Source organism: Delftia deserti, assembly GCF_042653485.1.
In the GTDB taxonomy this organism is placed as follows: Bacteria; Pseudomonadota; Gammaproteobacteria; order Burkholderiales; family Burkholderiaceae_C; genus Comamonas; species Comamonas acidovorans.
The window spans coordinates 4,466,384-4,480,000 of record NZ_JBHSIH010000001.1 but is presented as its reverse complement, the minus strand read 5'-3'; the positions used below and the strand labels follow the sequence as shown (position 1 = coordinate 4,480,000).

The following is a 13,617-nucleotide window of genomic DNA, read 5'->3' as shown; positions in this document are numbered from 1 at the left end:
CTGGACCTGGATGCCATCCAGTGGCTGGAGGAGCTGCTGCTGAATTTCAAGGGCAGCGTGGTGACCATTACCCACGACCGCTCCTTCCTGGACCGCGTCTCCACGCGCATCGTTGAGCTGGATCGTGGAACGCTGCGCTCCTATCCCGGCAATTTCGTTCAGTACCAGCAAACCAAGGAAGATCAGCTGGCCCAGGAAGCCGTGATCAACGCCAAGGCCGACAAGCTGCTGGCCCAGGAGGAGGTGTGGATCCGCAAGGGCGTGGAAGCACGCCGCACGCGCAGCCAGAGCCGCATCGGCCGATTGGAGCAGTTGCGGGCCAACCGCGCTGCCCGCCGCGATGTGCTGGGCGGGGTGAAGATGGACATTGCCTCGGGCCGGGGCGATGGCTACCAGGGCAAGATCGTGGCCGAGCTGACCGATGTGGCCAAGTCCTTTGGCGACAAGCAGATCGTCTCGCATTTCAGCGCCACCATCCTGCGCGGTGACAAGGTGGGACTGATCGGGCCCAACGGTGCCGGCAAGACGACGCTGCTCAAGATGATTCTGGGCGAACTGGCGCCTGACAGCGGAAACGTGCGGCTGGGAGCGAATCTGCAGGTGGCGTACTTCGACCAGATGCGGCACCAGATCAATATGGATGCCACGCTGGAGGATTTCATCAGCCCTGGCAGCGAGTGGATAGAGATCGGCAGCCAGAAAAAGCACGTGAAGAGCTATCTGTCGGACTTCCTGTTCTCTCCGGCACGCGCTCACTCTCCCGTGCGTTCACTGTCCGGCGGCGAGCGCAACCGCCTGCTGCTGGCACGCCTGTTTGCCCGTCCCGCGAATGTGCTGGTTCTGGACGAGCCGACCAACGACCTCGATATCGAGACGCTGGAGATGCTGGAAGACCTGCTGCAGAACTACGACGGCACGGTGTTCCTGGTCAGCCATGACCGCAGTTTCCTGGACAACGTGGTCACCAGCACCATTGCCTGGGAAGGGCCGGGCAAGTGGCGCGAATACGAAGGCGGCGTGCAGGACTGGCTGGACCAGTCGCGCCGCAGCCAGGATCTGGCCGAGGCTGCACAGCCCAAGCCTGCCAAGGAAGAGGCCAAGCCGACGGCGGTGCGCAGCGACAGCAAGCCCAAGCGCAAGCTCAGCTACAAGGAGCAGCGCGAGCTAGATCAGTTGCCCGAGACCATTGCATCGCTGGAGGCGGAACAGAAATCCATTCGCGAGGCCCTGGCCGACGGCTCTCTGTATGCCAACGACAACTCCCGCGCCGTTCAGTTGCACCAGCGCGATGGCGAGATCGATGAGCAGCTGATGGAGGCGCTGGAGCGCTGGAGCGCCTTGTCCGAGTAAGCACCGTATTGGACTGAAAAAAAAGAGCGCGATGCGCTCTTTTTTCATGGAGGCCGCCAGAGCCGGCCGTTCCGTTCAGATGCGGTGGTGCACCTGGTCAGAACCTATGCGCAGCTTGCCCAGCAAGGCGGTGGCGATCTGGTTGAGTGGCAGCACTTCGTCGGCGGCGCCGTGGGCGATGGCCTCGCGCGGCATGCCGAAGACGATGCAGCTGGCCTCGTCCTGCACGAAGTTGTAGCTGCCTGCATCGCGCATTTCGCGCATGGCGACCGCACCATCGGCGCCCATGCCGGTGAGCATGATGCCGTAGGCGTTGCGGCCCGCGCAGGCGGCCACCGACTTGAACAGCACTTCGACCGAAGGCTTGTGGCGATTCACCGGCGGGCTGTCGTCGACCACGGCGACATAGTTGGCGCCGCTGCGCTGCACGGAGAAATGCTTGCCACCCGGGGCGATATAGGCATGACCGGGCAGCAGGCGCTCGCCGTGCTGCGCTTCCTTCACGGTCATCTGGCACAGGCTGTTGAGCCGGGCCGCGAAGCTGGTGGTGAAGCCCGGCGGCATGTGCTGGGTGATGACGATGGCCGGACAGTCGGCCGGCAGATGGGTAAGCACTTCGCGGATGGCCTCGGTGCCGCCCGTGGAGGCGCCGATGGCAACCAGTTTTTCCGTGGAAAGCCGCCCCAGCAGCGACGCCGGTGCAGCCTGGCGCGGCACGGCCGAACCTGCAGAGGAAGCGACCGGCGCTGCCGCGCTGCCTGCGGCAGAGGCTGCACTGCGGGGAGCGACCGGCAGACGCCGTACCTGGGCCACGGCAGCAACGCGGATCTTGTCCACGATCTGCGCGGCCAGTTCCTGCAGGCCGTTGGAGACACCCACGCGCGGCTTGGCCACGAAGTCGATGGCGCCCAGCTCCAGTGCACGCATGGTGACCTCGGCGCCGCGTTCGGTCAGCGTGGAGATCATGACGACCGGCATGGGCCGCAGGCGCATGAGCCTGCCCAGGAAGTCGATGCCGTCCATGCGCGGCATTTCCACATCGAGCGTGATCACGTCGGGATTCATCTCGCGAATCATTTCGCGTGCGATCAGCGGGTCATTGGCCGAGCCGATGCATTCCATGTCGTGCTGGCGATTGATGATCTCGGACAGCAGACTGCGCACCAGCGCAGAGTCGTCCACCACGATCACCCTGATTTTCCTGTCCATTCCTTTGAACCTTCCTCAAAACAGGTCGACCGAGCCGCCTGCCGTATTGCGTGCCACGACGGCTGCATTGCCGCGCGTGAATTCCTGCTGTACCAGCTCCTCCGGATGGGCATGGGCCAGGCGCTTGACCATGGCCTTGCCGCTGGCGGGGAAGAACACCACCTTGCGGGGGTAGATGTCCAGCACATCCTCCGAGACGATGGGGATGCGCTCGGTCTGCAAGTACTGCGTGACGAAGGCGGTATTGCGTTCGCCCACGTTCATGGTGGTGAAGTTGTGCATCACCTGCCCGCCGCCGAAGATCTTGGCCTGCAGCGACTCGCGACGGGCACCGAGCTTGAGCATTTCGTTGATCAGCAGCTCCATGGCGTACGAGCCGTAGCGGCCCGATGCGTCGGCCGAGTCGCCGTCGGGCAGCATGAAATGGTTCATGCCTCCCACGCGCATGGCACGGTCCCAGAGACAGGCCGAAATGCACGAGCCCAGCACGGTGACCAGGATCACGTCCTCGCTGGAGACGAAGTACTCGCCCGGCAGGACCTTGACTGCGTTGTGCTGGAAATGCGGGTCGTAGTAGAAGAACGAAGCCTCGCCGGGGTAGCGCTGCTGTCGCTTGAGCTGCTCCAGCGAGGAACGCGGCACCGGGTCGCCCGGCGCCGGATAGTCGGCAGCGGTATAGCTGTTGATGCGCGGCATGCGGCGACGCTCCGAGGGCGCTGGCTGCGGTGCGAAGGCGGGGCGGTCTCCGATCATGGGCGCACCCCCTGGCGTGCGGCAGGACCTGCGTCAGCGGCGCTCATAGACGGTCTTCCCCTTGAGCGTGAACAGATCGCGCGACTCACTGAAGTTCTCGGCATGCCCGACGAACAACAGGCCACCGGGCTTCATCACGCGGTGGATGCGCTCCAGCACGCGGCGCTGCGTGGCCGCGTCGAAGTAGATCATCACGTTGCGGCAGAAGACTACGTCGAAGGGGTCGCGGAACGGCCAGTCGTCACGGATCAGGTTGACGTTGAGAAACTCCACCAGGCGGCGCAGCTCGGGCTTGACGCGCACCAGGCCCGCATTGCCGGCCTTGCCCCGCAGGAAGAAGCGGTGCAGGCGCTCGGCGCTCATGCCCTTGATGCTTTCGGCGCGGTAGACGCCGGCCGATGCCGTATCCAGCACGCGCGAGTCGATGTCGCTGGCCTGCAGCTGAAAGCTGGGCGTGGCACCCAGCACTTCCAGCGCCGTCATGACGATGGAGTAAGGCTCTTCCCCGGTCGAGGCCGCATTGCACCAGACCTTCCAGGCCGTACCGGCCGGCTTGCTGCGCAGATGCTGGGCAAAGATTTCGAAATGGTGCTGCTCGCGAAAGAACGCCGTGAGATTGGTGGTCAGCGCGTTCACGAACTCCTGCCACTCCACGCCGTCGGACTGCGACTCCAGCCAGTCCAGGTAGGAGGCAAAACTGTCGTAGCCTGTCTCGCGCAGGCGCCGCGACAGGCGGCTGTAGACCATGGCGTGCTTGCCATCGTGCAGGCTGATGCCGGCCCGCTGGTAGATCAGCGCCTGCACACGGGCAAAGTCCCGTGACGACCATTCGAATTCGCGCCCCTGGGCCAGGGGCCCGTTGGCTGCCCCGTCGTCGTCGGCGGAGCGCGCGGCCAGTGCCGCATTGGAAGAACCGGATCGCATGAGGGCGCTCAGTGCAAGGACGGGTCTCAGTCGGCCGAAGCGACCAGGCCCATGTCCACGTTGTTCATGAGCTTTTCGATGTCCAGCAGGATGAGCATGCGCTCGCCCACGGAACCCAGGCCCAGAATGCAGCCGCTGTCGATGGCGCTTTCGATGTCCGGCGCGGGGCGCACGGCATCGGCCGCCAGTTCCATCACGTCGCTGACCGAGTCCACCACGATGCCCACGACGCGGTTGCGCAGGTTCAGGATGATGACGACGGTGAAGCTGTTGTATTCCACCTGGGAGCAGTTGAACTTCAGCCGCATGTCCACGATGGGCACGATGGTGCCGCGCAGATTGACCACGCCCTTGATGAATTCGGGCGCATTGGCGATGCGGGTCGGCGGCTCGTAGCCGCGGATTTCCTGCACCTTCAGGATGTCGATGCCGTATTCCTCCTGGTCCAGGCGGAAGGTCAGGTACTCGCGCGCGCCGGTGGCGACGCCTTCTGCGGTCTTAGCGATCACGCTCATTGCTCAGCTCCTCAACTGTCGGGCCCGCGCCGTGGTGGCGAAGGCCATGGTTTCTTGGCGGCGCGCAGGCAGTGCCTGCGGCGCCGTCGATTGGGGTCAGGTAGGTATCCCTGTCCCGTTCAGTGGCGTGCACGACGCACCAGCGCGCCGGTGTCCAGAATCAGCGCCACCGTGCCATCGCCCAGGATGGTGGCACCCGAAACGTTGGGCACCTTGCGGTAGTTCGATTCAAGGTTCTTGACCACCACCTGGTGCTGGCCCAGCAGCTCGTCGACCAGCAGGGCCACGCGGCTGCCGTCGGACTCGACCACCACCATGATGTTGCTGGACTGGCTGGTGTCGCTGCGCGGCACGCGGAAGGTCTTTTCCAGCGCGAACACGGGCATGTACTCGTCTCGCACCTTGACCAGCTGCGTGCCGTTGGCCACGGTGTTCACGTCTTCGGCCTTGACCAGGAAGGACTCGACCACCGAGGACAGCGGCAGGATGTAGACCTCGTCGCTGACGCCGACCGACATGCCATCCATGATGGCGAGGGTCAGTGGCAGGCGAACGGCCACGCGCATGCCCTTGCCCTGGTTGGACTCGATCTCGACCGAGCCGCCCAGCGCCGCGATATTGCGCTTGACCACGTCCATGCCCACGCCGCGCCCGGACACGTCGGTGACCACATCGGCCGTGGAGAAGCCCGGAGCGAAGATCAGTTGCCAGACCTCCTGATCGGGCATGTTGTCCGAGACATCCATGCCGCGTTCGCGGGCCTTCTGGAGAATCCGCTCGCGGTTCATGCCGCGCCCGTCGTCGCGCACCTCGATGACGATGGAGCCGCCCTGATGGGAGGCTGCCAGCGTCAGCGTGCCGTGCTCGGACTTGCCGGCCGCCAGGCGGTCCTCGGGCATTTCGATGCCGTGGTCCACGCTGTTGCGCACCAGATGGGTCAGCGGATCGGTGATCTTTTCGACCAATCCCTTGTCCAGCTCCGTGGCCTCGCCCAGCGTGATCAGGTCGATCTTCTTGCCCAGCTTGCCGGCCAGGTCGCGCAGCATGCGCGGGAAACGGCTGAACACGGTGGACATGGGAATCATGCGGATGGACATCACCGATTCCTGCAGATCGCGCGTATTGCGATCCAGGTCGGCCAGGCCGGCCAGCAGTTGCTGGTAGGCCGAGGCGTCCAGTCCATGGCTGTTCTGCGCCAGCATGGCCTGGGTGATGACCAGTTCGCCCACCAGGTTGATGAGCTGGTCGACCTTGGAGACCGACACGCGGATGCTGGTGGACTCCATCTGCGCCTGCTGCGCCTGGGCTGCCGTCTTGGCAGCGGGCTTGGCCACGGCGCCGGCCGGGTGGATGGCAAGCGCGCCATCGGCCACGGGCATGCCCGGCGAGCCGTTGAAGAAACCATAGGCTTCGTCGGCCGGGGGGATGGCTGCCGAGGCCAGGGCGGCGTCGGGGTCGTGCGCATGCTCTTCAGCGGCCGGGGCTTGCGCCGCCACCGCTGCGGGTGCTGCCTCGGCAGAGGCTCCGGCCGCCGTGATGCGGACCTGCTCCTTGGCCACGTGGAAGGCGAACAGATCAAGCAGGTCGTCGTCGGTGGACGAGGTCTGCACGTCAAAGAGGCGGCTTTGCGGCTGATCGCAGGCCAGGTCCTCGATGCGTCCCAGGCCGGGAATGTCGCGGAACAGCTCCTTGATGGCCTCGGCCATCTCCAGGCGCTCCAGCGGACCGATCAGGATATGCAGCGAACGTCCGCCGCTGCCGGGTGCCGTGCCGACGGCGCCGCCCGAGACAGGTGCGGCAGCAACCGGGGCCGGAGCCTGTGCCGGCGCAGCCACAGGGGCTGGAGCTGGGGTTGGTGCGGGAGCCGGCGCTGCCGCTGCAGGTACGGCGCCGCGGCCTTCCGCCAGCGTCTCGATGCGGGCCACCAGATCCGTGGTGGACAGGGCCTCGCCCTCGTTGCCGGCCTGGTGGCGCGCCAGCAGGCTGCGGCTGGCATCGGCCGACTCCAGCAGCACATCGACCATTTCCGGAATCGGTGTGATCTCGTGCCGGCGCAGCCGGTCGAGCAGCGACTCCATGCGGTGTGTCAGCTCGGTCACGTCGGCAAAGCCGAAGGTGGCCGCCCCGCCCTTGATCGAGTGCGCGCATCGGAAGATGCCGTTGAGTTCCTCGTCGTTGGCCGCCGACAGATCCAGATTCAGCAGCATCTGCTCCATCTGGTCGAGGTTCTCGGCCGCTTCTTCGAAGAAGATTTGATAGAACTGGCTCAGGTCGAAGTCCGCGCCCGCTCCTGCCCCATCCTGGTGTAGATCCGCCATCTTTGGTCCTGCTGTTTCCTGTTGCCCGTACTTATCGGCTCAACGCATTACTTTCTGAATGACTTCGATCAAACGGTTTGGATCGAAGGGCTTGACCAGCCAGCCCGTGGCGCCCGCGGCGCGTCCGGCCTGCTTCATCTGGTCGCTGGATTCGGTGGTGAGAATGAGAATGGGCGTGTTCTGGAACTTCGGGTTTTCACGCAGCTTGCGCGTCAGGCCGATGCCATCCAGACGCGGCATATTCTGGTCGGCCAGCACCAGATCGACTTGTTCGAGCTGTGCCTTTTCGAGCGCATCCACGCCGTCCACCGCCTCCACAACGCGAAATCCCGCCCCTGCGAGGGTGAACGCCACCATCTTTCGCATCGAGGGGGAATCATCAACAGCCAGAATCGATCGCATGTATAGCTCCAACAGACGGGCAATAAAAGGTAGAGGAGTGCATGGTCAGCGGTCAGAACAGCTCGACCGAGCCAGCATCCATCTCGCTTTGCGTGACGGGATTGGGCCGGTCGGGTATCGCCGGCAGGCCCAGGGAATCGTCCTCCCCTTCGTCCACGCCCATGGTGGCTGCGGCCAACTGGAACGCGCAGCCTTGCAAAATCTTCGTAATATGGGCGATCAACTGGGAGGACATGTCGTGAAACTGCAACTCGGTCACCGCCAGACGCAGCGTGGACCGCGCGGCGTCCAACTCGGGCAAGGCGCCTAGCGCCTCACCGGCCAGCTGGCCGTGGGTCTCGTCGAAACGGTCCAGCAGGTTCTGCGTTGCATGATTGAGAAGGCCTTCCAGGCGCTGCAGATCGCGCATCGCCACCAGCAAGGCATCCTGCAGGTCTGCGGCCACCATGACGGGCATGGGGACAGCAGGCTCGCCCGAAGGCTTGTGCATTGACTGCATTGTTACTCCACCACCAGCGTTTCAGCCCAATGTTCGCCATGCTCTGCAGCATGGCCAGCCCTTGTCAATCGTCCCCAGGAATGCGGCGCATCCCTTGATGTACACGACCACCTGTATTTATGTTCCAAAATGTATCTCATGATAGCGCCCCCGGGGATGCCAGACCACCGCACAAGCCCTTGCGCATACTGCACATCGAGGATTCGGCGGCCGACCAGGCGCTGGCGCGGCTGAGCCTGCTGCGCGGTGGACTGGTCTGCGAGATTGTGGCGGTCGACCTGCTCGATGATGCCGCTGCCGCGCTGCAGAGCCAGGCATTCGATCTCATCCTGGCCGACTACCACCTGCCCGGCTTCACGGCGCTGGACGCCTGGGAGCTGGTGCGCCGCCAGCCCGGGCATCCGCCCTTTGTGCTGCTGTCCGGCGCCATCGGCGAGTCGGCCGCCGTGGACGTGATGCGCGAGGGCATCAGCGACTACCTGCTCAAGGACCACATCACGCGCCTGCCCCATGTGGTCTCGCATGCGTTGGAAGTGCACGAGGCCCGCCTGGCGCGCCGCCGCGCGGCGGCCGAACTGGCGGCGTCCGAGCGGCGCCTGGCCGACCTGACCGAGCACCTGCAGACCTCCACCGAACGTGAGCGCGCCAGCATTGCCCGCGAGATCCACGATGACATCGGCGGTTCGCTGACCTCGGTGAAGTTCGACGTGGCCTGGATTGCGCGCAATGCGCCCGAGGGCGGACTGCGCGAGCATGCGCTGGCCGCGCTGGAAATGCTGGAGCATGCGCTGGGTGCAAGCCAGCGCATCATGATGAACCTGCGCCCGCCCGTGCTGGACCAGGGACTGGTGGCCGCCGTGCAATGGCTGGCCGAGAATTTCGAGCGCCGCACGGGCGTGCCCACCCGGGTGCGCAGCAGCCGTGAGAGCATGGATATCGCGCCCGACATCCAGGTCGTGGCCTACCGCACGGCCCAGGAGGCGCTGACCAACGTCGGCAAATATGCCCAGGCGCGCCATGTGGACATCGATCTCTCGGACCGCGAAGGCTTTCTCACGCTGGAGGTGACGGACGACGGCGTGGGCCTGGCCGAAGGCGCGCGCGACAAGCCCGAATCCTTCGGGTTGCGCGGTCTGGGCGAGCGTGCGCGCACCGTTCAGGGCTGGCTGGATGTCAGCAGTCAAGCCGGACGCGGAACCTCGGTCATCGTCTCCATTCCGCTGGACGATGGCGGCGCTTGCCCTAATATCCCGGGCAATGAATGCTGAACGCCATGGCGGCGTGACCCTTTTTCCAGGAGGCCGACTTTGATCCACGTGGTGCTGTGCGACGACCATGCGGTGCTGCGCCGGGGCATACGTGACACCCTGGCCGAGGCAGTGGACATCAGCGTCACCGCCGAAGCAGGCAGCTATGCCGAGCTGCGGGAACAGCTGCGCACCGCCACCTGCGACGTGCTGCTGCTGGACATCAACATGCCCGGCCGCAGCGGCCTGGAAGCCCTGGCCAGCGTGCGCGAAACCCATCCGCTGATCAAGGTGCTCATGGTCTCCATGTACCCCGAGGATCAGTACGCGCTGCGCTGCCTGAAGGCAGGCGCGCAGGGCTACGCCAACAAGGCAGGCGACCCGGTGCTGCTGATCGAGGCGGTGCGCACCGTGGCCACGGGGCGCAAGTACCTGACGTCCGAAGTGGCCCAGATGCTGGCCGACAGCCTGGCCCAGCCCGCACCCCAGGTGCCGCATGAAAGCCTGTCCGAGCGCGAGCTGCAGACGCTGATCAAGATCGCGGCCGGCCAGCGGCTGACCGACATCGCCACCGAGCTGATGCTCAGCCCCAAGACCGTCAGCGTCTACCGTGCGCGCGTGCTGGAAAAACTGCAGATGAGCAGCAATGCCGAACTCACGGCCTATGCCATCCACAACCAGCTGATCTGAGGCTTTTGCGGCCGACAGGCCTGTAAATCTGTTGTTTTTCACAACTGCTTACATTTAAGTGCCAAATACCGCAATGCCGCGCTGCAGCAAGGCGACCAGGGGCTGCTCGAGCAGCGGCAGCGTGGCCATCAATCCCGTCAGGCCCACGGTGAGCGTGACCGGAAAACCCACGGCATAGATGTTCATCTGCGGTGCCACGCGCGAAATGATGCCCAGCACCAGGTTCACGAACAGCAGCATGGCGACCATGGGCAGGGCGATCCAGAAGGCGCTGGCGAAGACCGCCGCCCCCATCTCGTGCAGCCGCATCTGGTTGATGGCCTGCAGGAAGCTGCCGTCCACAGGAAACGCCTCGTAGCTCTTGAGCACGGCCATCAGCACCAGCAGGTGCCCGTTGATGACGATGAACAGCAGCGTGGAAATCTGGACCATGAAGCGCGCCACCGCACTGAGCTGGGCATTCGTCGTCGGATCGAAGAAGCTGGCGAAATTCAGGCCCATCTGCAGGCCGACCACCTCGCCCGCGACCTCCACGGCGGCAAACACCAGGCGCACGGCAAAGCCCACGGCCAGCCCCACGCCGACCTGCTGTATCAGCGTGCCCAGCGCCTGCGGCGAGTTGATGCCGATCACGGGCTGGTCGCCCAGCACGGGCTGCGCACACACCGCGACCAGAAAGGCCAGGCCGATCTTCAGCCGCATGGGAATGACGCGCTGCGAGAACACGGGGGCCACGGAGAACATGGCCAGCACGCGCAGAAACGGCCAGAGAACGGGCGACAGCCACGCCACCAGTTGGGCTTCGCTGAAGGTGATCACGGCGGCGATTCCTGCATGCTGCGAAGGGCTCAGCCCACCGCCTGCGGAATGGTCTCTATGGTGCGGCGGATGAAGTCCACCAGCGTGCTCAGCATCCACGGGCCCGCAATGGCAAACACCAGCACGGCGGAGATCAGCTTGGGCACGAAGGCCAGCGTGGCCTCATGCACCTGGGTCACCGCCTGGAAGACGCTGACGGCCAGGCCCACGGCCAGCACCACGCCCAGCACGGGCATGGAGATCATGAGCAGCAAGGTCAGTGCCTCGCGGCCGAAGGTGAGCACGTATTGGGACGTCATGGAAGGGTTTCCAAAAAAGAGCGGGGCTAGACGGCGAAGCTGGCGGCCAGCGAGCCTATGAGCAGGTTCCAGCCATCGGCCAGCACAAAGAGCATGAGCTTGAACGGCAGGGCCACCAGCACGGGCGACAGCATCATCATGCCCAGGGACATCAGGATCGAGGACACGACCATGTCGATGACCAGGAAGGGGATGAAGATCATGAAGCCGATCTGGAACGCGGTCTTCAGCTCGCTGGTCACGAAGGCGGGCACCAGCACGCGCAGCGGTGCGGTCTCGCTGGTGACGCCTGCATCGAGCTTGGCCAGCCGTGCGAACAGCGCAAAATCCGACTGGCGCGTCTGCTTGAGCATGAAGTCGCGCATGGGCGCCTCGGCCTTCTCGACGGCCTGCTCGAAGGTCACGGCATTCGTGGTGTAGGGCACATAGGCCTCCTGGTACACGCGGTCCAGGGTCGGGCCCATGACGAACAGCGTCAGGAACAGCGACAGGCCGATGATCACCTGGTTGGGCGGCGCCGACTGCGTGCCCAGCGCCTGGCGCATCAGCGACAGCACGATGACGATGCGGGTGAAGCCCGTCATCATCAGCAGGATGGCCGGCAGGAAGGACAGCGCCGTAAAGAACAGCAGGGTCTGGATGGGCACCGAAAAGCTGGTGCCACCGCTGCCCTGGCCGATGACCAGCGGAAGGCTGGCGGGCGCGCCCTGTGCCCAGGAGGCCAGGGGCGTGGCGCAGCACAGCGCCAGCGCTGCGGCACCAGCGGCCTGGCTCAGCGTGCGCGCCGGGCGCTTGCAGGAATATTCAGACATTCGCACCGTCCGCAGGCAGGCTGCGCGCTTGCGCCATCGCAGCCGAAAAATCAGCAGGGGCCGGGGCCTGCAGCACATGCAGGCACTGGATGCTCTGCGCCGTGACGCCCAGCACCAGACGCACGGTCTGCGCGCCCTCGCCCACTTCCACCGTCACCACCCGCTGCTGCGGGCCCACGCCCACGGCGCCCAGCACCCGCGACTGCAGGCCGGCGGCACCGCGCAGCGCAGCCGTGCGCTGCTGGAAGCGGCGCAGCAGCCAGGGCAGAGCGGCCATGGCCGTGACCAGGGCCACCACCGTGAGCAGGGTCGGCCACAGCGGGCCCATGCCGGCGCTCTCAGCCACGGCTGACCCGGCGCAGGCGCTCGGACGGCGTGACCACGTCGGTCAGGCGGATACCGAACTTGTCGTTGACCACCACCACCTCGCCCTGGGCGATCAGGTAGCCGTTGACCAGCACGTCCATGGGCTCGCCGGCCAGTGCGTCGAGTTCGACCACCGAGCCCTGGGCCAGTTGCAGGATGTACTTGATCGGCACCTTGGTGCGGCCCAGCTCCACCGACAGCTGCACCGGGATGTCCAGCACCATGTTGATGTCGTTGACCGGCACATCGCCGCCACCGGCGTAGGGACGCACGGGCTCGCCCGTCAGCGGGCCGCCCTGCTCCTCTTCCAGCTTGGCGTCGCGCTCGCGCTGCTCGTCCAATGCCTCTGCCCAGCCCGAGAACGGATCATCGCCAGCGGGCTTTTGCGTATCTTCAGTTGCCATTGTTTTCTCCCATCCAGCCAGCGTCGGCGCCACGCAGGCAGTGCTCGACGCGGATTGCGTACTTGTCGTTGTGAGTGCCGTACTGGCACTCGAAAATCGGAACGCCGCCAATGGAGGCACGGATCAGCGGCTCGCGGTCGAGCTCGATGAAATCGCCGGGGCGCATGGCCAGCAGTTGCTCCACCGTGGCGTCGGCACGCGCCAGTTCGGCCACCAGGGTCACCTCGGCGGCCTGGATCTCGCGCTTGAGCACCTTGACCCAGCGGCGGTCCACTTCGATGGAGTCGCCCTGCGTGGAGGAGTACAGGACATCACGGATGGGCTCCAGCGTCGCATAGGGCATGCAGATGTGGATGGAACCCGAGATGTCGCCGATCTCCAGCTGGAAGGCCGTGGACACGACGATTTCGCTGGGCGTGGCGATGTTGGCGAACTGCGGCTGCATCTCCGAACGCTGGTAGCCCAGCTCCAGCGGATAGATGCCGTGCCAGGCCTTCTTGTATTCCTCGCAGATCACGTTGACCAGGCGGTTGATCACGCGCTGCTCGGTGTGCGAGAAGTCTCGCCCTTCGATACGCGTCTGCAGCCGGCCCGTGCCGCCGTACAGCGTATCGATGACACCGAACACCAGCGAGGGGTCGCAGACCACCAGACCGCTGCCGCGCAGCGGGCGGATGGCGACGATGTTGAAGTTGGTGGGCACCACCAGCTCGCGCAGGAAGGCGCTGTAGCGCTGCACCGACACCGTGCCCACGGACACTTCGGGGCTGCGGCGGATGAAGTTGAACAGGCCGATGCGGAAGTTGCGGGCAAAGCGCTCGTTGACGATTTCCATCGTCGGCATGCGCCCGCGCACGATGCGCTCCTGGCTGGAGATGTCGTACTGGCGGATGATGCCCGCCTCGACCTCCTCGGTCGTGGATTTCTGGCTCTCGCCGGTCACGCCCTCCAAAAGGGCATCGACTTCTTCCTGGGAGAGAAACGAATCGCTCATGGCGCCTGGCCTCCCC

The 13,617-nt window shown here is 65.2% G+C and carries 15 protein-coding genes and 1 pseudogene (1 of these 16 running past the window's edge); 3 read left to right on the top strand and 13 right to left on the bottom strand.

What is annotated here, in order from left to right:
• Positions 1-1,350, top strand: a pseudogene (locus tag ACFPFG_RS21515) (ATP-binding cassette domain-containing protein) (it extends 529 nt beyond the left edge of the window).
• A gap of 75 nt (positions 1,351-1,425) precedes the next feature.
• Here the strand turns inward: ACFPFG_RS21515 and ACFPFG_RS21510 are convergent.
• The 7 genes from ACFPFG_RS21510 to ACFPFG_RS21480 all read right to left on the bottom strand — a co-directional run bounded on the left by ACFPFG_RS21510 (position 1,426) and on the right by ACFPFG_RS21480 (position 7,970).
• The gene (locus ACFPFG_RS21510; protein ID WP_380108189.1) at positions 1,426-2,559 is read right to left on the bottom strand and encodes a protein-glutamate methylesterase/protein-glutamine glutaminase; all 1,134 of its coding nucleotides are present in this window, start codon (positions 2,557-2,559) and stop codon (positions 1,426-1,428) included.
• A gap of 15 nt (positions 2,560-2,574) precedes the next feature.
• A complete protein-coding gene (gene cheD, locus ACFPFG_RS21505; protein WP_183020847.1) occupies positions 2,575-3,312 on the bottom strand; it encodes a chemoreceptor glutamine deamidase CheD in 738 nt (245 codons plus the stop codon).
• Positions 3,313-3,345: 33 nt separating this feature from the next.
• Positions 3,346-4,236: a CheR family methyltransferase gene (locus ACFPFG_RS21500; protein WP_197954749.1), complete on the bottom strand. Its 891-nt coding sequence runs from the start codon at positions 4,234-4,236 to the stop codon at positions 3,346-3,348.
• Positions 4,237-4,262: 26 nt separating this feature from the next.
• A complete protein-coding gene (locus ACFPFG_RS21495; RefSeq protein WP_183020845.1) occupies positions 4,263-4,751 on the bottom strand; it encodes a chemotaxis protein CheW in 489 nt (162 codons plus the stop codon).
• A 119-nt stretch (positions 4,752-4,870) separates the two neighbouring features.
• Positions 4,871-7,069: a chemotaxis protein CheW gene (locus ACFPFG_RS21490; protein ID WP_312377166.1), complete on the bottom strand. Its 2,199-nt coding sequence runs from the start codon at positions 7,067-7,069 to the stop codon at positions 4,871-4,873.
• A 39-nt stretch (positions 7,070-7,108) separates the two neighbouring features.
• Positions 7,109-7,471, bottom strand: a complete 363-nt coding sequence (locus ACFPFG_RS21485) for a response regulator (RefSeq protein ID WP_016449331.1) — start codon at positions 7,469-7,471, stop codon at positions 7,109-7,111.
• 52 nt (positions 7,472-7,523) lie between these two features.
• Positions 7,524-7,970, bottom strand: a complete 447-nt coding sequence (locus ACFPFG_RS21480) for a hypothetical protein (protein WP_012202585.1) — start codon at positions 7,968-7,970, stop codon at positions 7,524-7,526.
• 119 nt (positions 7,971-8,089) lie between these two features.
• Between ACFPFG_RS21480 and ACFPFG_RS21475 the strand changes: the two genes are divergently transcribed.
• Together ACFPFG_RS21475 and ACFPFG_RS21470 are read left to right on the top strand one after the other, a co-directional pair.
• A complete protein-coding gene (locus ACFPFG_RS21475) occupies positions 8,090-9,238 on the top strand; it encodes a hybrid sensor histidine kinase/response regulator (RefSeq protein WP_183020843.1) in 1,149 nt (382 codons plus the stop codon).
• Positions 9,239-9,277: 39 nt separating this feature from the next.
• A complete protein-coding gene (locus ACFPFG_RS21470; RefSeq protein ID WP_012202583.1) occupies positions 9,278-9,907 on the top strand; it encodes a response regulator in 630 nt (209 codons plus the stop codon).
• Between the two features lie 54 nt (positions 9,908-9,961).
• On the opposite strand, the gene fliR is transcribed toward ACFPFG_RS21470, so the two are convergent.
• Genes fliR through fliM form a run of 6 tightly spaced genes read right to left on the bottom strand, consistent with a single transcriptional unit; the run spans position 9,962 to position 13,601 of the window.
• Complete coding sequence (gene fliR, locus ACFPFG_RS21465; protein ID WP_183020842.1) at positions 9,962-10,726, bottom strand: flagellar biosynthetic protein FliR; 765 nt, start codon at positions 10,724-10,726, stop codon at positions 9,962-9,964.
• 29 nt (positions 10,727-10,755) lie between these two features.
• Positions 10,756-11,025 carry a flagellar biosynthesis protein FliQ gene (fliQ, locus tag ACFPFG_RS21460; protein ID WP_012202581.1) on the bottom strand — a complete coding sequence of 90 codons (270 nt, stop codon included), beginning with the start codon at positions 11,023-11,025 and terminating at the stop codon, positions 10,756-10,758.
• A 26-nt stretch (positions 11,026-11,051) separates the two neighbouring features.
• Complete coding sequence (fliP, locus tag ACFPFG_RS21455; protein WP_232245706.1) at positions 11,052-11,837, bottom strand: flagellar type III secretion system pore protein FliP; 786 nt, start codon at positions 11,835-11,837, stop codon at positions 11,052-11,054.
• The gene (locus ACFPFG_RS21450; RefSeq protein WP_012202579.1) at positions 11,830-12,165 is read right to left on the bottom strand and encodes a FliO/MopB family protein; all 336 of its coding nucleotides are present in this window, start codon (positions 12,163-12,165) and stop codon (positions 11,830-11,832) included. The genes fliP and ACFPFG_RS21450 overlap by 8 nt, the downstream gene beginning before the upstream one ends.
• A gap of 10 nt (positions 12,166-12,175) precedes the next feature.
• Positions 12,176-12,607, bottom strand: coding sequence for a flagellar motor switch protein FliN (gene fliN / locus ACFPFG_RS21445; RefSeq protein ID WP_013800372.1), 432 nt, complete (start codon positions 12,605-12,607; stop codon positions 12,176-12,178).
• The gene (fliM, locus tag ACFPFG_RS21440; protein ID WP_016449325.1) at positions 12,597-13,601 is read right to left on the bottom strand and encodes a flagellar motor switch protein FliM; all 1,005 of its coding nucleotides are present in this window, start codon (positions 13,599-13,601) and stop codon (positions 12,597-12,599) included. The genes fliN and fliM overlap by 11 nt, the downstream gene beginning before the upstream one ends.
• Between the last annotated feature and the right edge of the window lie 16 nt (positions 13,602-13,617).